Genomic DNA, 20,232 nt, shown 5'->3' with positions numbered 1-20,232 from the left:
TATGTCTGATCAACGCCACGCCGTCCTTGGCATACATAGCGCGCAAAGCCATGAGGCAAATGCTGAGCAACATTCCAATCCTCATGCACATCCACATCACCACCGGGGCCCTATCTTGAAACGAGCTAAATTGATCGGCGCCTCAACGCTAGCGCTGCTGGTACTGGGTGCAATCATCACCATGGGATTGCGCGTTGTTCAATCGAACGCACTAGCAGAATCAACCGCAGAGCACGCCAAAATCTATGTCACTACGGTGAACGCCAAAGCGTCTGGAAATACCGATGCCTTAACCTTACCTGGCACGCTACAAGGCATGATCGAATCGCCTATTTATGCGCGTAGCAGCGGCTATGTATTGCGCTGGAATAAAGACATCGGCAGTAAAGTGAATAAAGGAGACGTACTGGCAGAGATCGACACACCAGAAATCGACCAGCAATTAGCGCAAGCCATCGCCGCCCGCCAGCAAGCTGCATCCAGTTTAGAACTTGCCAAATCGTCCGCTGAACGTTGGGAAGCTTTGCGTAAAAAGGACGCCGTCACCCAACAAGAATTAAACGAGCGTTCCAGTGCCTTTACGCAGGCTCAGGCAAACTTTGCCTCCGCCGAAGCCAATGTGCGCCGCTTGCAAAAATTAGAAGAATTTAAAAAAATTACTGCGCCATTTTCTGGAGTGGTAACGCGACGTAACGTCGAAATCGGCGACTTAATTGATGCTGGCAATGGCGGCGCAGGACGTGCCCTGTTTACGCTGGCGCAAGTTGATACCTTGCGTGTGTATGTCTATGTGCCACAAGCCTATGCGCAACGCATCAAGACTGGCGACACGGTCAAAGTGACTCAGAGTGAGATGTCGGGTCAGACGTTCCAGGGTACGGTCGCACGCACAGCCGGTGCGATCGATGCGGCAACCCGTACAATGCAGATGGAAATCAATTTAAACAATAAAGATGGCAAGTTATTAGCCGGGTCCTACGTACAGGTTGCATTACCCGTCAGCGGGACGTCCAATGCCTTAATTGTTCCTTCTAATGTGATTTTGTTCCGTCCGGAAGGCACTCAAATTGCCGTCGTAGATGCGCAAAGTCATGTCAAGCTGCGGACTGTCAGCATCGGACATGATCTGGGTAATGCTCTGGAAATTTTAGATGGCATCAGCTTATCTGACAAACTCATACTCAATCCAGCAGACTCGCTGGCGGATAACGACGCGGTAACCGTGATGCCGGCAAAGGTAGCGGAAAAAGCGGCTGAAAAAATGTCCGAAAAGTCAGCTAATAGTGATGCCTCACCGAAGAAGGCAGGCTCATGAAGTCAGCTCGCATTTCTTCCACAGGGGCACCAACCATCCTAGCGTTGTTGGCACCGCTAGCATTGTTAGCTGGCTGTTCCAGCGCACCGGACTACAAAAAACCACAAGTCGCGATGCCAGCCGCATGGCAATCCACCGCACCATTTGTACAAGGCACTCCAGCCGATCACATACCAAAGGGACAGTGGTGGGTGATATTTCAGGACCCACAACTAAACCAGCTAGAACAACAAGCGATGGCGCAAAACCAGACGCTGCAAGTCGCAGCGGCACGTCTGGAACAAGCACGTGCCCAGGTCAGTGTCAGCGCTGCTGGCTTATTTCCGCAAGTCGGATTACAAGCAGGCGCCGCGCGCCAAAAAACCTCGGCCGACCGCCCGCTCGCATCCTACAACACGGCAAACCAATCGACAGTACAAAATAATTTTCAGCTCGGATTCGCGGTGAATTATGAAGCAGACTTATTTGGTCGTGTCCGCAACACCGTGGCCAGCGCACGGGCAAGCTCAGAGCAAGCGGCTGCCGATTTTGAAAATACACGATTAGTACTGACCTCAGAACTCGCTGCTGATTACTTTAATCTGCGTGCACTAGATGCCGAGATTGATGTGCTCAGCCAAGGTGTGAAGCTACAGGAAAAAGCACTGAATTTCATCGATGCAAGGCATGAATTAGGCGTTGCCTCCGGCCTCGATCTGGCACAACAACAGGCCTTGCTTGACGCGAGTAAAACGCAACTCAGTTTATTGCAGAACCGCCGCGCACAATATGAACATGCCTTAGCCACCATGACAGGCACGCCAGCACCCAATTTTAAGCTGGCGCCGTCGATGGCTAAAATGCTACCGCCCACATTGCCGGTCGGCTTACCCTCTGATGTGTTGCAGCGACGTCCTGACATCGCCGCAAACGAACGCGCGATTGCCGCAGCCAATGCCAATATCGGCGTCGCCCGATCTGCTTATTTCCCTACTCTACTGTTGCAAACCAACGGCGGCTGGGATGCCAATCAGATCAGCAATTTATTTAGCGCGCCCAGCTTGTTATGGTCTTTGGGGACAGCGTTGACACAAACTCTGTTTGATGCGGGAAAAACGAATGCCACGGTCAAAATCAGCGAGGCGTCCTACACCGCCTCGGTCGCCAGTTATCGCCAAAGCGTACTGGTTGCGATGCAAGAGGTTGAAGATGGCATGACCGGATTAAGCATCCTAAACGACGCCGGCAAACAAGCAAACGCCAGCGTACGGAGTTCACAACGCGTACTAGATCTCGCCAATGATCGCTACGCAGGCGGCTTGGACACCTATTTAAACGTCATCACAGCGCAGCAAACTCTGCTCAACAATCAACGTCAGGCAGTACAAATCAACGGTCAGCAAATGCTGACATCGGTGTATCTGATTAAGGCTTTAGGTGGTGGATGGGATGGTGCTCGGGATGCCGAATTGAACAGACCTTGAGTTTGCTTAGAGCAGATGTTAAGCGGATGTTGAACGTAAGCGGAGCTGATCTAAATTAACTCGCAGTGACGGTATTTTTCAGTAAAAATAAGGAAATAAATGCATTGAAATCAATATACTCCCCCTTATTTTTAATAAATACACCCTATCGCCTAATCATTATATGGACAATTAAATATACTAATTGGGAGTATATTTAATTCGCATTGGCTATGCCTCATTGCAATTTCATCGGTTTAACATAGCCAGTCATCTCCAAATACCCTTGACCGACTCGCTTGCCATCTTTCTGGATCGTGACAGCTCCTTCCCAATATACCGCCCCAGTTGACCGACGCGAATCCAATTCCTGATCGTCTTGTAGAGGCGTGATTTGCCATTGCATATTTGCAGTAGAGATCATGGTAGCAACCGGATAAGTCGCATTAGTGCGAGGTGAGCGCCATGTGCGCACAGGTTGGAAGCGAATTTGCTCTGGCAAAAATTGTGTAGCTTGGCCGGATTTATCGCGCAGCGTTGCATGCGACCAGACAGTATCACCGCGTTGATTACGGATTTGAAACGCCATCAGCACGTCACCATTATCCAGATTGGCACCAAGCCAGTCCCAGCCTGTGGCTTGCGCATCCAGCACGCTGGTAGACCATTCGTGATCTAGCCAAGCTTTACCCTGCACCTCCATGTTAGGTGATCCCGACTTGGCGGCACTTTCAGACACAGCAGAAGAGCTATTTGACCGCATCAGCTTACCCGACACTTTCAGTTGAGGTTCACTATAGTAATAGCTTGCTTGCTCTGGTTTTGGTCCCTTACGGGAGTAACCAGCCTCGCCTTGTAGCAAGAGTGGCTGTGTTGGTGTGAGCTGTAACTGCAGTGAGAAGTCACGCGTACGCACTTGCGCCTGATAACTACCATCAGCGTTTCGCAGCAAATGCCAATCACTCAATTTCACATCCGTATTCCCTACCTTGGCATACGCAAGACCAAAACCGGAGCGAGCGCTTTTTTGATCATGTAACAGATGTCCGATCTTAGGATCAGAGAGCGCGGCATGCGCAATCACTAGCTGCGATGGTGCAAACGCGCTGGGGTTGTTACGGTCATGATCGGTTGCCGAGCGGAAGAAGGTAATCTGAAAGCCGAGCGCTTGATGATCCGGTGTGTCTAGCCAGCCTGTGACGTACCACCATTCAGTACGAAACGTGGGATGGGCGCCAAAGTCGGTGGGAAATTGTAGCAATGTGCCCGGTTGCACTACACTAAAATCAGGCGGGGCTGCATGACTAACGGCACCGAACGCTGCCAATAACAAGCCGAAAATAATGGAAAAATACGAAGCAGCGCTATGATTCCTTTTCTTTCGATTCCACATTACCAATCCTCCTTCACCGCCCGCACCGAATCACCGGCCACAGCGCGCGCACCTGACAATACCGCCGTCGCGGCAGACGATAACAATAATAAAACGGCGACCGATGCCAGCATCAACCACGGAATATGCATTTGCATACTCCAATGAAATGACTGAGGATTAACAATAAAAATCAGCACCAGACTAATAATCCAACCGAGTAGGAAGCCGACCATAATCCCCAATCCTGTCAGCAAACTTCCCTCTGCACCCAGTATTTGTAATATCTGTGTGCGCGTCACCCCAACATGGCGCAACATCCCAAACTCTTTGGTACGCGCCAGTGTTTGCGCTGAAAATGTCGCCGCGACACCGAACAAACCGATCATCATCGCAACGATTTCCAATAGATAAGTGACTGCGAAACTACGATCAAAAATTTTAAGACTGATTGCGCGGATTTCTCCAGGATCAGCGAACTCAACCGTATTCCCAAATGGTAGCGACCTCACCTGTTTAATAACGGACACCGTACTGATATCAGGATTAAAAAATAGCGCGGCATCTGTCACAGTAAGGTCCGCCGTCAACCGCTGATAATCTGATAGGCGAATTTGTATCGAGCCAGATTGCCTCGCATAGTCACGCCACACCCCTGCTACTGTAAATGGATGCACGCCTGTACCGACAGGCAAATTGACGCGTTGCCCGACACGATATCCGTACAAATCCAGCATCGCCTCAGACACCCAGACCGGCATGGTCTCTGCTGCGATCTTGGTAGCATCTATCACATCCTCAGTCAGCGGCAAGGTGCGCTCGGGATCTGCTGCATCAGTCGTGCGGGCGATCATGATGACGGGTGGCCGTGTTATATCTAGCGTTAATGGAATTGTGCGCAAAAACTCTGCGCGCTTTATACCTGCCAGAGTGCTAATCATTTTTTGTTGTGCTGGGTTCATTGCCGCAGTTTCACCGTTGGACGCTGTGCGCACATATAAATTGGCAGACAATATTTGCGCCAGCCAATCATCTACCGACACCCTAAAGCTCGATACCATAATCGCCATCGCCACCATCAGACTAAAACTCGATAACACACCTCCCAGTGCAATCGAGGCTTGATTTGGTGTGTTGGCTAGGCGAGCAAGAACCAGCAACAGGACCTGATTTTTTCTGAGCAAAGCAGCGCGGCTTTGTAGAAAATTCAGGAGAGACGTGAATACTACTGCGGAACAGCGAGGCATTAATCCAATACCGCCGATGAGCAATAAAGCGACCGCCAGATAACCGAATACCGGCAATTCGAATACGGGCGGCAATTGCGTCAGCACACCACCCAAAGCCAGACATATCATCGCCGGCCAAGGAGACGAGAAGCGCGTCATCGCAACATCCTCACTACCGGACTTTAATGCAGGTCCCGGCTGCGCACGTGCCGCTTCTAAGGCGGGTGCCAAACTTCCTAGCAACGCAATACCCGTACCGAGTAAAAAGAAAACGGCAGCAGACGTCAAATCAAACTGCACACTGGGGCGGATGCCGGGAAAATAACCGCCACCCAAATCGCCACCAAAAAAACGTAGTGCCAGTGCGGCCATAGCATATCCGGCGGCAAGTCCAATCAGGGATCCGAGTGCGCCAAGTACGCCGCCCTCTAACAAAATTTGTCGCAGCAACAACGACCGCGTCATTCCAATCACACGCAACAATGCAAACTGAGAACGTCGACGCAGTACCGACAAAGCCTGTGTTGAAAAAATCAAAAATGCGCCGGTGAATAAGGCGACCAAAGCAAGCACGTTCAAATTAACGCGATATGCACGTGACATATTGGCACTGCGCGCCTCCTGATCTGCACTCTCTGTGATCAATAAGTGCTTATTAAATTTATTCGTGCGGTTGTTCGTAACTTCGTTCGTAAATTCGTTCGTCGATTCACTCGCAAATTCTTTAGATAAGCTGCGACGAAAAGCATCACGGGAGATGCCGCTGTCCAGCTTTAAATCAATCCGCGAGAGCTTACCGAGTCGCCCAAAACGCCACTGCGCAGTAGCGATATCCATCACAGCAATCCGTTGTCCGGGACGTGCCCTGACAATGCCACCAGCTACCCGTAGTGAGACGGTCTCAGTACCACTTTGTAAGCGCAACTGATCTCCAGGCTTGACCGCAAGCCATTCTTGCGCGGCTGGCGATAAAAAGATGGCGTCATCAGACAAGGTATCAAACGGATGGTCAATCTGCGGTACTCCGATTAAATCCGGAGCCAATTCCATCGCCTGAAATACATCTATACCCAGCACCTTCAGAGCACTGCGCTGCCCTGGTACCGTTGCATCGATTTCCAAAACAGGATTCGCCAGCGATACCCCTTGATGCTCGGCAAGCAAAGGATAAACCGACTCATCAAACAGACTTTGGCTACCGCGTACTTGTAAATCAGATTGCCCTGTCAAGCTTTTGGCGGCGGCAGAAAACTCATTTAATGCAGCACCATTGATCAGGTCAATTGCGAAGCCCAAAGCAACGCCCAAGGCAATCGCGGCGATCGCAGCCATGGCGCGTACTGGATGCGCACGCCATTCGCCAAACACCAGCCATTTCATTAGTTGCGTGTGTAAACTACTCAGCATGGAGAGATGCAGCAATGTGCTCTGTTCTCGGAGCCAGGGGATGCAGCCCGTCACTGGTCAGTATTAAAATCCGGTCTGCCGTCGATGCCGCTGCCATGGAATGGGTCACCATGATGGCGGACGCACCATTGGCTTTAATTTCATCGCGCAATAATTTTAAGATCCCCTGCGCCGTGGCCGGGTCCAGATTGCCGGTCGGTTCATCAGCCATGACCAATGTAGGTCGATGCACCAGTGCGCGGGCAATGGCGACACGCTGTAGCTCTCCTCCGGACAATTGACGAGGAAAATCACTGCCTCGTCCATCCAGACCAACTGCTTTTAGCATCTGTGTCGCACGCGCAGGCGACTCGCCATTTAGCAAGAGTGGCAGGCTGATGTTTTGCATCAAACTTAAGTGGGGTAAGACATGAAAAGCCTGAAAAATAAATCCTAGCTTCTGACGGCGTAAGCGGGTCGCTTCGTCATCCGTCAGTTGCGACATGATCGCTCCATCGATCAAAACACTGCCAGAATCCGGCGTATCCAGTCCTGCAATCATGTTGAGTAAGGTGGATTTGCCGACGCCAGATTCGCCCATGATTGCAATGTACTCCCCCGCATTCAGCGTGAAATCTAAACCGGATAACACCACGCGCCCATCGGCATAACTTTTCTTCAGGGCGCGGCACTCTAGTGCGGGGACTTCACTCATTTATCGACCATTCTTTCATGCGATTTCATTTGATTATTAGCTCCAGCTTGCCAATCACTATTTGCGATAACTCTATGTGGTATGTTTTAAATATGCTGGGGCACGGCGATGCTTGGTCGCTTGCTCAAACGCGTAGGCTAGTTTAATCAGAGTTGGTTCTGCATAGGCGCCCGCGACAAACGACACCCCAATCGGCAAACCATTAAAAAATCCAGCAGGCACCGTAATGTGCGGATACCCTGCAACCGCTGCCGGTGATGAGAAGCTGTCGCCAGAATGATCGCCGTTAATATAATCGGTCAACCATGCCGGGCCACCTGTCAGGGCAAAAAGTGCGTCTAATTTATTCTCGCTCATGACTTTATCGATACCTTCTTGGCGTGAATATCGATGATTATTTTCTAAGGCATCGAGATACTCTTTGCTGTCCAAACCGCCTTTGGCTTCTGCACGGATCAACAGTTCCTGATCAAAATAAGGCATCTCCTTATCACGATATTGCTCATTAAATGCGATCACATCTTTTAAGGTTTTGACCGGAGCACCAACGCCAAATTCTGCCAAATATTTATTCAGATCGGTTTTCAGTTCGTACAGTAAAACCTCTAATTCTGAATCACCATATTTACTCATATTAGGTACTTCAACATCGATCAGAATGGCACCTTTGGCTTTCATGACATCCAAAGCTGCATCAACAATTGGCTGTAGGCGCATATTGCCACCCATCGCATTACGCGCGACGCCGATACGTGCACCTTTTAAACCATCTGCATTCAGATATTTTGCGTAGTCAACTGCCTTGCCGGCACTAGCTGCCGTCGCAGCATCATGCGTATCGACGCCGGTCATGGCAGTTAACATTACCGCGGCATCGCTGACAGAGCGTGTCATTGGTCCGGCGGTATCTTGCGAATGGGCGATAGGGACAATGCCATCACGACTGATTAGCCCCAAAGTTGGTTTGATACCGACCAGTCCACAAATCGATGCTGGTGAAGTGATCGATCCGTCTGTCTCTGTACCTACTGCAATAGCGACAAGGCTGGCGGCAACTGCCGCACCAGAGCCAGAGCTGGAGCCACTGGTATTACGATCTAATACATACGGGTTTTTGGTTAAACCACCGCGTGCGCTCCAGCCAGAAGTAGAACGGGTAGACCGCATATTGGCCCATTCACTCAGATTAGTTTTACCTAAAATTACTGCACCAGCCTCACGCAATCTGGCGACTAAAAAAGCATCGCGTGGCGCCTTGGCGCCGACTAGCGCCAGCGATCCTGCAGTGGTCTGCATTTTATCGGCAGTAGCAATATTATCTTTGAGCAGCACAGGAATACCATGCAAAGGGCCACGTGGTCCTTTGGCTTTGAGCTCACGATCCAGGGCATCGGCGATAGCTAGTGCATCCGGATTAAGCTCAATAATTGCGTTTAAATTCGGACCCGCTTTATCGACAGCTTTGATCCGCGCTAAGTATTCCGTGACTAGTTTTTTTGATGTCAGCGATCCCGCAGTCATTGCCGCTTGCAGATCAGCGATACTGGCTTCAACGATGTTATGAGCTTTTTCAGCCGCTGCTGAGGACGCAGCAAGTGTGCCGGAAGCACTAACGACATCAGCGACACTAGCAGCACCAGTGGCGCTAGCGATTACACTCAACTTCATAAAATTCCGACGATGCATAGACTACTCCAGTTAGAGATAGAACGAACCCATCAAAAACCTTCTTAACTTAGATCAGGCAAGATAAGTCGCAGACAAAAAATATACTTCACAACTATATTGTTAAACGAAGACGTATCGTCTTTTTATTTCAGTTCAATTTGACCGGATTCCAACAGAGTGTCTTGCGCATCGTCGAACTGAAAATGACATCTACAAGTTTTATTTTTAGCGAAGTATTAAGCGAGTTATTAAAGAGGATGAAGAAGAAAAATGCAGTCTGCTCTCACATTAGAAATACGCCTGACGACACATATAAGTCTTCTAGTTTGCATATGATTTCCGCCTTTCGACGGAGTTTAATTCATACAAGTATTTCCTATACTCCCAATTAGTATAATTTAATCGTCCAATCATTTACTGCCTTATAAGGCAGATTAGTAAAAAATAATGGGGAGTATATTCAATAGAGACGAGTAAACGCAGCTCATAAAGTTTATTTAACCGAGATACCTGCACCAATGCTATTGAGTCGCTCTGGCAGCTAACATGCCTTTGGCTATTTGCTCGGATAATTGCCGGACTGACTCAGACACAGCGGGTGCAATCGGATCGTAACCTGCACCGCTGACAGGGACGGTGATGGCAGTGCGCTCGCGCTTGAGTGTATTTTTACTGCCATCTTGTAGTATCCAGATTGCCTCTAATGTCACCTTATCTCCGCTCTGTATCAATAGCTGGGCTACTTGTATAGCCAAATGGTAGCGCGGCAAATTTTGTCCGGCTGCACTGGTATTGCTGACAGCAACCCTGTTTGCAATCCACGCCCCAGGCAACTGGCTTCGCAGATTGGCAACTACCGCCTGCCCAATCTGCTCGTCCAGTAATGCGACCCAACGCTGATCATCTGCGATGACCGATTCTGTCGCCGATTTTTGGACGACCAATTGGTTTCTGTTGATCGAATCCGGAATACGCACATCACCCACGATTAACTCATAGGTGACTTTGGCGGCGTTAGCGTCGTCAGCCTGTGCACCGCTTGTATTATTGAGCGGATAGGTAAGTTGATAGTAACGCTCGGTGTAGGGCGTGGCACATGCTGTCAGCGCTAAAGTAAAAAGCGTCAAAATGATTTTTGATGCTTGCGCTTTGCGAGCCTGAATATTTAAAACCGAAGCCACGACTCTGCTCACCAACACTTTAGCCATCATTATTTTACTCATCATATTTTTCTTCATCATGGCTTTACCTTTTGTTTGCCAAAGAGCAGCGCTTCAGGATGGCGCTCTAACATATCGGCCAGATTAGCCAGGGCTCGGGCAGATTTGGCGACTTGTTTTAAGGATTCGCGCACGTCTTGCTGCAAAGGTGCATCCTCAGCCAGGATTGCATTGGCATTGGCTAAAGTTGCTTTCGCCTCTTTTAAGGTGGAAGTAAGTTCTGGCGTAACGTCAGTATCCAGACGGCGTACCAGTTTTTCAGTACTAGCTAGTGTGGTGTTAAGTTTTTCTAAAGCCTGTACGAGCTGAGCAGACATTTGCTCCATCGGCAGCTTATCGATTTTTTTAGCGATACGACCAACGGTATCCTGGATCTCGCCTAAGCCGCCGCCGACTGTTGGCAATACTGGGTATGCGGTGCTCCAATCCATTTTGGCGGGCTTTGCATCGGGGAAAAAATCCAACGCGATATAGAGTTGCCCAGTCAGCAAACTACCGCTGCGCAATTGGGCACGCAAACCGCTGGCCAATAAATGATCGACCAGAGCGCGCTCTTTTGCCTCGGTATCATCATCGGGTGGTTTGGTACCTGATCTGACTCTGGACCTGAGGCGATCTGGGAATATATTAACCTCGACTGGGAAGCGCGGCACCCGGCCATTATCGGAAAACTCTACGCCCACCGATTTGACCTCGCCGATGACAATACCGCGCAAATCCACTGGTGCACCTTTTGATAAACCGCGCAAGGATTCCGGGAAATACATCAGGAAATTACGCACCTTGGTATCCGGTGCGCGCATCGCTTGTTCTCTGTCTTCAAACAAGGTAAAAATTGAGCCTTCAAATGCAGGCTTACCCCCTGGCAGCGCATCATCATGATCCTGGAAGGCTAAGCCACCTTCAATCAGTGATGTCAGTGACTCTGTGGTGATACGCAGACCATTTGCATCGAGTTGCATATCCACCCCGCTGGCATGCCAGAAGCGCGTATCAGCGGTCACATATTGATCATAAGGTGCATCAATAAATACTCTGATCGTGACGCCCTTGCCGTCTTGATCCAGCGTAAATTTGGTGACATGTCCGGCGTTAATATGCCGGAAAAAAATCGGCGATCCATAATTGACCGAGCCAGTCTGAGTCCCACGTAATACGAACTCGTGACCAGCAGAATCACGGGTCACCAGGGGCGGCTCTTCCAGTCCGACAAACTCATCCGTCGTCGCTTCCGCTACGCCGACATCAACACTAATATAGTTACCGGATAACAGCGTGCTTAAGCCCGATACCGAGCCACCGGAGATACGTGGTTTGACCACAAAGAAACGCGTATCGGTCGCTAAAATATCGGAGGCACTTTTGATCAATTGAGCCGATACCAGCACGCGCTTGCGGTCCGACGATAAAGTGATTGCAGTGACATGGCCCACATCCACATCTTTGTAGCGAATTTTAGTTTTGCCCGCCTCTAAGCCCTCTGCAGATTTAAAGCTAATCGTAATCACTGGCCCCTGACTGGTAACGCTATGTACGACTAACCAAATACCAATCAGCGCCGCAATAATCGGGACTGCCCAAACGAAGGAAGGCAAACGACGACGTTGCCTCACTTTGACATTGGGGATATCTGCAGAATTTGTGGTGATTGCAGGCTCAGATCCAGACTGCGGATTTGCTGCCTGCTGACTAGCTATTGGCTTAGCAGTTGGGGGAACACTTGCACCACCTGCGCCATCTGGTTTTTCTGATGTTGGATCACTCATGAGAAGTTTCTATAGCAGACCAAATTAAACGAGAATCAAAGCTTTGCGCCGACAGCATCGTCAACACGACAACAGCACCAAAGGCTAACGCGCCACCGCCCGGATGCACCGAGGCAAGCGACTGAAACTGCACCAGCGCAACCAGCACAGTCACCACATACACATCCAACATCGACCAACGACCAACCGCCTCAATAAGTCGAAATAACTGGGTGCGGGGTAATGGATTTGAAGTCGATTTTCTCCAGCAAGTCAGCAATAATAAGCTGATTGAAAATAGCTTCAGCATGGGTACCATGATGCTGGCAAAAAATACCAGCAGAGCCAACGGCCAGGAGCCAGTTTCTAGCAACAACAATACCCCACTCATAATAGTATCGTCTTGTCCGCCGAAGATGGTTTCGGTATGCATGACAGGCAATAAATTAGCGGGGATGTACAAAATAGCCGCAGCCAAAAGATAAGCCGCAGATTTTGCCAGACTGTCTTTGTCACGCAAATGCAACGACGCACCACAGCATGGGCAATGCGTAAGCGATGCATCTTTAGTCGAGCATAAGGTTTCGCAGATATCGCAACTCACAAGATTGGCCTCGGCACCGTTTTTGCCTGCCAGGTTTTCTGCTACACATGCGACATCATGCTCAGACATGCCTGACCTCAGCAGAAGTCCGTCTTGTGCTTTGCTGATGTGCCCAGACCCAGACATTACGCGGCGTCAGTATGGATGTCAGTCCCGCACTCACACAGATCATTGCAGCACATGACCACAAGGCGGGGCCAATAATAATATCTGCCATGTGTTGCAGTTTGACCAGCGACACCAGCAAACCCAGCATAAATACTTCTACCATGCTCCAGGGACGCAGCTTCTGTAAAAACCTCATAGGTGCCCCGACGGCTTTATCTGGATCGCCAAATTTTAATGAATGTAAAACATACAAAGCCATCATGATTTGCAAGGCCGGAGCCAGCATCGTCGTGATGACAACCAGAATTGATATCGCGTGCATCCCATCGTTCCACATCGATAAAGCGGCATGAAACAAAGTTGTATTGTTAGTGGCTTGCTGCACCTTGAGTGTGAGCAGCGGAAAGCTATTTAATATCAGCAGCAAAATCGCCGATGTTACCGCAATCGCCAGTGCTTGATCTAACGTAGCCCGGCTATTTCTGTACAGCATGGCCTGGCAACGAGGACAACTAGCCGTCTCGCCAACGACCAGCTCCAGGTCACGACAAATCAGGTCACATTCATGACAGACAATGAGCTTGACAGTAGTTTGCTTAATATTAGTTTGCTTGACTGGCGAAGTGGATGTGTTCATCGTCCTTGCTATTGCTGCATTGTAGGTAAGTATGTAGATAAGCCGCGACTACTGATAAGGCGATCAATTATTGCCGACAAACCCGAAAATTGCTAGCGACAATGGGACTGGCAATAGGACTTACAAAGGGACTTAGAAAGAGACTTAGAAAGAGACTTAGAATAGGACTGTAAATGATGAATACAAATATTCATAGAATTTACACAAAAATCCAAATCTCTCACGAAAGAGGTAAAGAGAAAATCAGCACTTTTCTCTGCATTGGTTGCTCCTGTGTGTCTCTATACCTCTGTCGTGAAAGGTCTTGAGCTTTTTTATCCTTTCTGCTGACGCAAAAAAATGGCAACCTTTTATCCAGTCAGCGTCTTCATCGTCAGCGCATTTTTTACACTACTCACAGCATGTATTTCGCCACTGCGTAAAGCTTGCTCAGTCTCATGCGTTATACGATGAAATAATCCCTCAGGATTGGATTGCGAAGTCGCATACATTCCTACCCAAGCATCACGACCACTTTGTTTGGCGTGGTACAAACCGATATCTGCTAACTCTACTACCTGAGACCAGCTTAACTGTCTTGGATGCTCCGGTAAAAAAGGAAAACAGGCGAAGCCAACCGAACAGGTTTTTGCGATTTTGACGCCATCTGCCAAGTCAAATGCCAGACTACTGACCGCAGCACGCAAGCGTTCTGCAATTATTTTTGCCTCGCTGCGGTCAGTGCCACGCGCTACCAGCAAAAACTCTTCACCGCCCCAACGAATAATGTAATCGGTTTCGCGTGCTACTTTTTGTAAGCGTTCCCGCATTTGCACTAAAACCAGATCACCTGCTGCATGACCGTATTTGTCATTGATCAACTTGAAATGATCGATGTCAATCATAAAAAACACCAGATCAATATCGGCGGGCATCTCTGCTGCGGCACGTTGCAGACGCTTTTTATTACGACGTAAAGTCATGGCAACATCGTTATCGATATGCTGCAACAAAAAGCGCCGGTTACGTAAGCCTGTCAGCGGATCGGTAAGACTGGCTTGCTGCTGCTCTCGGTAAGCATGTTCCAGTTCAATATTTTTATCGACCAATTGGGATTGAGTATCACGCAGCGTCTTTAAGGTTGCCTCTAGTTGCCGGTAGGCTGTCGCATTCTCTAGCGCAATCGCGCCATACGCGCACAAAGTACGAAAGATCAAACGCTCGCGCTCTGCATATGCCTGAGTCTGCGGTGATTGAATCGACATTACACCTAACAAACGCTGCCCTATCGTCAAAGGAAAAAACAAGGCGCTAGAGGAAGTACGCGTGCCGGGAATCTGATTCGGGTTATATCCTTGCGACGCCTGCTCTCTGATGACCTCTACCCGCTCGCGCGCGCACTTAGCCACATTGGAACTTGGATGCGATATCGGGCCGCGCAGCGCTGGCAACGGCTGCCCATCTTCAATGCCAAAAGCGCAGCTGAAATTAACGCCATCTGGCTCCATTAAAAATATCGAAAAATGCGTCGCATCAAGTAAGCCATGAACATGCTTATACAGCGTTTGAAAAACTGCGTTTGCATCTAAATGTGCTGTGATTTCCTGACCAATCGCACTCAAACGCTCAAGCGTCAGACTAGTTTGTTGCAAAGCCTCTGCCCGCTTTGCCTCCGACATTGCCAGTTCTTGATGATATTGCGCCTCGGCGTGGGCGCGCTCAGTCTGATGACTGATCTGCATTGCAGCAGCACGGTTAGTCGCATCAGCGCTATTAGTTTTCTCGCGGGCGGCAATGGCTTTCACTGCGATAGCATAGGCTTGGGCCGTATCGCCGATATTGGCATGCTCGCGCGCAATCTCATCGAGCAAACTACCGGGGACGGTATATCCATCAATCGTGGCAGCAACATCCAATGCCCGGTTCAGATAATACAAAGCGGAAGTTGGTGCTGTGGTCGGCGTAGAAATCGGATCGGATATTGGCAAAGAATGATGTGCATGTATTTGCGCCAGCACGCGTAAAGCATCAATCTGGTTAAACCCATTACGCTGCTCGACCGCCAGCGCCAGCGATGCTAGTCCGGCAGCTAGAGCTTCTTCGGGTCGCCCCAAATGTAATTGAGCATGCGACTGACCGCGCAAAGCAATGGTTTGCATGTCGGATTGATTTAAGGCAGTGGCACGTCGTTCCAACTCAAGGAAAGTATCAAGCGCAACAATATAATCACCGCGATCCAGCGCGACATCACCCATATATTCCAGCGTGATTGCGTACGTACGCGAACCAGAAAGTGGGATCAGAATCGTCAGCGCCTCTAGCAATAAATCATGCGCCGCTTTTAGCCGCCCAAGGTGACGTAAAGTGTCTGCAGTTTGTATCAAACCCAGCCCGATACTGGCTGGCCAACCAGTTGGTCGCGCCATTTCCAGACCGCGTTTCATCCATTCCAATGCACCCTGATAATCATTGAGATTATTAAAGCAGCAGCCAACATTCGTGGCAGCAATGATGATCCTTTGCACTTGCCCGGTAATCATCGCGTTTTCGTACATTTGCAAACGGTAGGTCGCGGCAGATTCAAAATCACTGATTTGGAAAGCGATCAGTCCCAGATAATCATAAACCCAGGTAGCAAGACCAGGATGCAAATTACTGAGATCAGAACCAAACCGCGTTCCCCAGCGCGCCTGAGCATTATGTAAATCACGAAACACGGCAAAGCGCGCCATCGTGGCTTCCATCAAATCGGATCGTAAGCTATCGCCAGCACGACGCGCATCCGCCAATGCCAGTTCCAACTCGGCATCACGGCGATTGGGATCGCTACGGTCTGCGATGATTAACGCCAGCAACCAATGAGCATCGGCACATCCGATCGCGTCATCCAAACCTTTAAACAAAAGCAAAGCGCGCTCCACCGTCGCCTCAGCAACATCAAGCTCGGCAAATAACCACTTCACTTCACCACGAATCAGGTCGAGGCGACCAAGAATTCTATTGCGTTCGGCAAGGGGAATATCCGCAATTTCGCTCAAAGCCTCCACCTCAGAAGCCAGAGAAATTGCCCGCGCCGCATCACGCTGACGCAAATGCCACGAAAGTTCAAGCAAATCTAGAAGTTGGCTGGGTACACGCGAGGCCAACAGGCTGACCTCTAACTTGGCGACTTCTTCATCCAGTACAAGAATTTCCATTCGTCAATTTAACTCAAATTTTATATTCAGTCACGATGATGTGAAACGCTTGCTGCCGATTCGGCATAGAACAAATAGCAAATCACTAAATATTTATGCAGAGCCGTACTATTTTTCTCGCTCGATAAGCCTGATCATATTCTATGGCACAGCAAATAACACTCACTTGTACGAATTATTCTGGCCTGCTAACGATCAGGCAACCGTCATATCAATGAATAAACAACAAACTCGACTAAATCCGAAATGTGACTCCAACAGCGCGGGCATAAAGCAGCACCATACTCCCACACAAAAAATCAGTACGGACGAAATTAGTCGACTTTTTTGCAGTCAAATAAGCTTGAAAAATAAACAGACTTATATGTTGGTGCACAGTACTAACAACATACGTAAAAATATACTCCCTATATGTATTTATTATTGTCCACATAAATACTGTCTTACAAGCCGATTTTATTAGAAATGAGGGGGAGTATTTTAATTAGCAAATCATAAAATGCCGGGAAGATATAAGAAAACGGCTTAAAAAAATATATCCCATACCAAAAAATCCGATCAAATCGCTACCGATCAAATGATTATTGGCGCTCGTCGTGTGCGTTTTTAAAATTTCGCTAAAATAGTCCATCTATTGTTGGGTCACTGGCAAGCTTGTTACAGCAATGACTCTAGCGATTTGACAAAATTCCACTTTCACATCACCTTGCTTTTCAACCCTTAAGGGAACATTCATGAAAACAGTTATTGCCTGCGCTATGCTCGCTACTGCAATTGCAGCACCAGCGTATGCTGCGTTAAGTGTCGGAGATGCCGCGCCAAACTTCACAACCCAGGCATCTTTGGGCGGAAAAGAATTTACCTTTTCACTCGCTGATTCACTTAAAAAAGGACCTGTTGTGCTGTATTTTTATCCAGCAGCCTTCACTCAAGGGTGCTCGATTGAGGCGCATCTATTTGCAGAATCGGTGGAGCAATATCGTGCCCTTGGCGCAACTGTCGTTGGGGTTTCTCATGATGACATCAAGACTTTAGACAAGTTTTCGGTCAGCGAATGTGGCAGCAAATTTGCAGTCGCGGCCGACACAGATCAAAAGATCATGAAATCCTATGATGCAATTCTCGTCATGAAACCTGAATACGCCAACCGCACTTCTTACGTGATTACGCCTAATAACAAGGTGATTTACTCATTCACGGACCTGGCTCCAGATAAGCATGTAACCAATACCTTAGAAGCGCTAAAAAAGTGGAAGGCAGCTAATTAACTCGACATAAAATAGACGTGCAAAAGACGCATTGCAAGAAAGATTACTTTGCGTCTTTTTTTGAATGACCTCTACCAAATAAATTGACTCAGAAATCTTAAGTCCGATCATCGCAAACCAAGATTAATCGGCTTGTTTTGGAAGGAGTATGGTCGCAATCAAACCACCGTCGCGATGATTTTCTAAGCGCAACTCTCCGCCATGCGCCTTGACAATACTATGAGCGATGCCCAGACCTAAGCCCATACCACCTGCATTTTGATGCCGGCCATGTTCTAGCCGGACATAAGGCTCCAATAAATGGGGAAAGTCTTCCTCTGGCACGCCCGGGCCATGATCCCGGATCTCTATGGCTATATGATCGATTTGTTCAGAGACATTAATCTCTACCTGTTTGCCATAGTGAATCGCATTGTCCAATAAATTACCAACCGCTCGCTTGAGGGCAAGTGGTTTCGCAAAAGCGGTTAAACCGGATTCAATAAATAAAATTTCATGCCCTGCTAAGTGCGCACCTTTTACCATCCGTCCTAATAAAGCATCAAGTCTGATTTCAGTGGGATTTTCATAAATATCACTATCCTTCACGCATTGCAGCGCACCTTTGACCATCATATCCAGCTCGTCCAGATCATCATGAAACTCGGCACGGACAGCATCATCGTCAAGTAATTCTGCGCGCAATTTCAGACGCACAATCGGTGTACGCAAATCATGAGAAATCGACACAAACAGTCGCTCACGGTCATCAATATAACGCTGAATCCGCTCCCGCATTTCGCCAAAAGCCCGGGCTGTTTTTACAAATTCTTTGCTGCCGGTTTCAGGTAACGGTGGCGTATGTTCACCGTTACCAAATGCTTGCGCTGCCTCAGATAAAGCAGCTAGCGGCCTGGTTGTCCAACGTACGACTAAAATAGATAAAACCAAAACGGCGGCAAGTGAAAGTAGCTGGAGTAATACGCGGTCAGATGAAAAAGGATCACCACTTTTAAAAAAATAAGGGTTGGGCATTAACGTCGCGAGATATAACCACTGACCATCTGCCATCTCGGTTTGGATCACTAAGATAGGAGCAGGATTTGGCTGCGTGATTAAAATATGTTGCACCCATTTTTCCGGCACCTCACTGATTTGTGAGCCATCATCGGATACGACCAGATCGGACGGCCACGCAAATCCGATTTTAAGTTTTTCTAAAGCTGGCAGCTCTTCTTTGAGTGAAATTTTAATATCATGTACTGCCATCGTTGCTAAACGGTTCTCACTCATCTCGTTCAATTTAATCGCATTTTTATTAATGCTGACAAAAAAACGTGTACCACCCATTTCACGAAATAGCTGTATCGTCAGGGGCCTATAATTGGATGGAAGACTGGCAAAATATCGCATCGTACTGGCAGCACTGCGGGCGACATGCTGAGAGGATGCTTTAGTTTCGATCTCAGATTCTTTACGAACTTGCGCCGTCCAGAATGCATTGCCGACGAATTGTGTCAGCATGACACCCGCCACCATTACCACCGTCAATCGTCCCAATAAAGAATGCGGAAGAATTTTTTGCAGGAGACGTTGCGAGTAGGTCATTGCGGGCAATGTAGTAATCCCCGAGAACTCAACTTTGCTAGGCATGAGCAGCGCTAACATCCGCCGAAAATACATAACCTGCGCCGCGTACGGTTTTGATGAGGGCTGGCTGCTTACCATCATCATGCAAACGCAAGCGAAGGCGGCTGATTTGTACGTCTAAAGAGCGATCCAGAGGACCTGCATCACGACCACGCGTCTCTTCGCACAATACGCTGCGATCCAGAATGTCGCCAGGATGCTCAACAAAATATTTGAGTAATTGAAAATCCAGTCCCGTCAGCGCAATCACGGTACCATCACGGTCGCTGACGGTGCGTTCAACGGTGTCAAGAGTAAAGCCGACAAATCGATAATAGCGCGGAGCAGCTAGACTCTCACTACCAGTACGCCTGAGTATTGCTTTAATGCGAGCCAGCAATTCTCTAGGGCTATACGGCTTAGAAATATAGTCATCTGCCCCTAGCTCTAAGCCAACAATGCGATCAGTCTCGTCCGAACTGGCTGTGAGCATAATCACGGGAACGTTGGAGCGATTTCTCACCACTTTGCACAATGCAAACCCGTCCGTATCCGGCAGCATCACATCTAAAATGACCAAAGATAATTCATCTGCGTAGCGGTGAAACTCGGCCAAAAATGATTCACCGTTATGTGCCAGCTTGACCTCATATTGATTTTTTTCCAGATAGGTCTTTAACAGAGTTCTGGTTTTTTGGTCGTCATCGACTATCAGTATTTTGCGCATTATTACTTTCAG

Annotated in this window: 14 protein-coding genes; 3 read left to right on the top strand and 11 right to left on the bottom strand. The window is 48.6% G+C overall.

Going from position 1 to position 20,232, the window contains the following annotated elements; genetic code table 11:
* Window position 1: 1 nt before the first annotated feature.
* On the top strand, window positions 2–1,315 hold the full coding sequence (locus tag RGU72_RS03160) for an efflux RND transporter periplasmic adaptor subunit (RefSeq protein ID WP_322118343.1): 1,314 nt from the start codon (window positions 2–4) through the stop codon (window positions 1,313–1,315).
* Window positions 1,312–2,778, top strand: coding sequence for an efflux transporter outer membrane subunit (locus tag RGU72_RS03155; protein WP_322118342.1), 1,467 nt, complete (start codon window positions 1,312–1,314; stop codon window positions 2,776–2,778). The genes RGU72_RS03160 and RGU72_RS03155 overlap by 4 nt, the downstream gene beginning before the upstream one ends.
* 217 nt (window positions 2,779–2,995) lie before the next feature.
* Here RGU72_RS03155 and RGU72_RS03150 read toward each other — a convergent pair whose 3' ends face one another.
* From RGU72_RS03150 to RGU72_RS03110, 9 genes are all read right to left on the bottom strand, one after another.
* Window positions 2,996–4,150: a carotenoid 1,2-hydratase gene (locus RGU72_RS03150; RefSeq protein WP_322118341.1), complete on the bottom strand. Its 1,155-nt coding sequence runs from the start codon at window positions 4,148–4,150 to the stop codon at window positions 2,996–2,998.
* Entirely contained in the window at window positions 4,150–6,765 is a 2,616-nt protein-coding gene (locus RGU72_RS03145) for an ABC transporter permease (protein ID WP_322118340.1), read from the bottom strand. The genes RGU72_RS03150 and RGU72_RS03145 overlap by 1 nt, the downstream gene beginning before the upstream one ends.
* Complete coding sequence (locus RGU72_RS03140) at window positions 6,755–7,459, bottom strand: ABC transporter ATP-binding protein (RefSeq protein ID WP_322118339.1); 705 nt, start codon at window positions 7,457–7,459, stop codon at window positions 6,755–6,757. Before RGU72_RS03140 ends, RGU72_RS03145 begins: the two co-directional genes overlap by 11 nt.
* A gap of 72 nt (window positions 7,460–7,531) precedes the next feature.
* Window positions 7,532–9,145, bottom strand: coding sequence for an amidase (locus RGU72_RS03135; RefSeq protein ID WP_322118338.1), 1,614 nt, complete (start codon window positions 9,143–9,145; stop codon window positions 7,532–7,534).
* 503 nt (window positions 9,146–9,648) lie between these two features.
* Window positions 9,649–10,368 (bottom strand): PqiC family protein, encoded by a 720-nt coding sequence (locus RGU72_RS03130; RefSeq protein ID WP_322118337.1) that lies wholly within the window; start codon window positions 10,366–10,368, stop codon window positions 9,649–9,651.
* Complete coding sequence (locus tag RGU72_RS03125) at window positions 10,365–12,113, bottom strand: intermembrane transport protein PqiB (RefSeq protein WP_322118336.1); 1,749 nt, start codon at window positions 12,111–12,113, stop codon at window positions 10,365–10,367. The genes RGU72_RS03130 and RGU72_RS03125 overlap by 4 nt, the downstream gene beginning before the upstream one ends.
* The gene (locus RGU72_RS03120) at window positions 12,106–12,729 is read right to left on the bottom strand and encodes a paraquat-inducible protein A (protein ID WP_416200152.1); all 624 of its coding nucleotides are present in this window, start codon (window positions 12,727–12,729) and stop codon (window positions 12,106–12,108) included. Before RGU72_RS03120 ends, RGU72_RS03125 begins: the two co-directional genes overlap by 8 nt.
* Window positions 12,730–12,757: 28 nt before the next feature.
* A complete protein-coding gene (locus RGU72_RS03115; RefSeq protein WP_322118334.1) occupies window positions 12,758–13,441 on the bottom strand; it encodes a paraquat-inducible protein A in 684 nt (227 codons plus the stop codon).
* A 350-nt stretch (window positions 13,442–13,791) separates the two neighbouring features.
* Complete coding sequence (locus RGU72_RS03110) at window positions 13,792–16,617, bottom strand: sensor domain-containing diguanylate cyclase (RefSeq protein ID WP_322118333.1); 2,826 nt, start codon at window positions 16,615–16,617, stop codon at window positions 13,792–13,794.
* Between the two features lie 734 nt (window positions 16,618–17,351).
* On the opposite strand from RGU72_RS03110, the gene RGU72_RS03105 reads away from it, so the two are divergent.
* Window positions 17,352–17,885 (top strand): peroxiredoxin, encoded by a 534-nt coding sequence (locus tag RGU72_RS03105; protein WP_322118332.1) that lies wholly within the window; start codon window positions 17,352–17,354, stop codon window positions 17,883–17,885.
* 123 nt (window positions 17,886–18,008) lie between these two features.
* Here the strand turns inward: RGU72_RS03105 and RGU72_RS03100 are convergent, their stop codons facing one another.
* Both RGU72_RS03100 and RGU72_RS03095 read right to left on the bottom strand, forming a co-directional pair.
* Complete coding sequence (locus tag RGU72_RS03100) at window positions 18,009–19,517, bottom strand: ATP-binding protein (RefSeq protein WP_416200098.1); 1,509 nt, start codon at window positions 19,515–19,517, stop codon at window positions 18,009–18,011.
* Window positions 19,510–20,223, bottom strand: coding sequence for a response regulator (locus RGU72_RS03095; protein WP_322121553.1), 714 nt, complete (start codon window positions 20,221–20,223; stop codon window positions 19,510–19,512). Before RGU72_RS03095 ends, RGU72_RS03100 begins: the two co-directional genes overlap by 8 nt.
* Between the last annotated feature and the right edge of the window lie 9 nt (window positions 20,224–20,232).

The sequence above is a fragment of the Undibacterium sp. 5I1 genome, from assembly GCF_034314085.1.
GTDB lineage: Bacteria > Pseudomonadota > Gammaproteobacteria > Burkholderiales > Burkholderiaceae_D > Undibacterium.
This window is presented reverse-complemented; position numbering and strand designations above follow the sequence as displayed.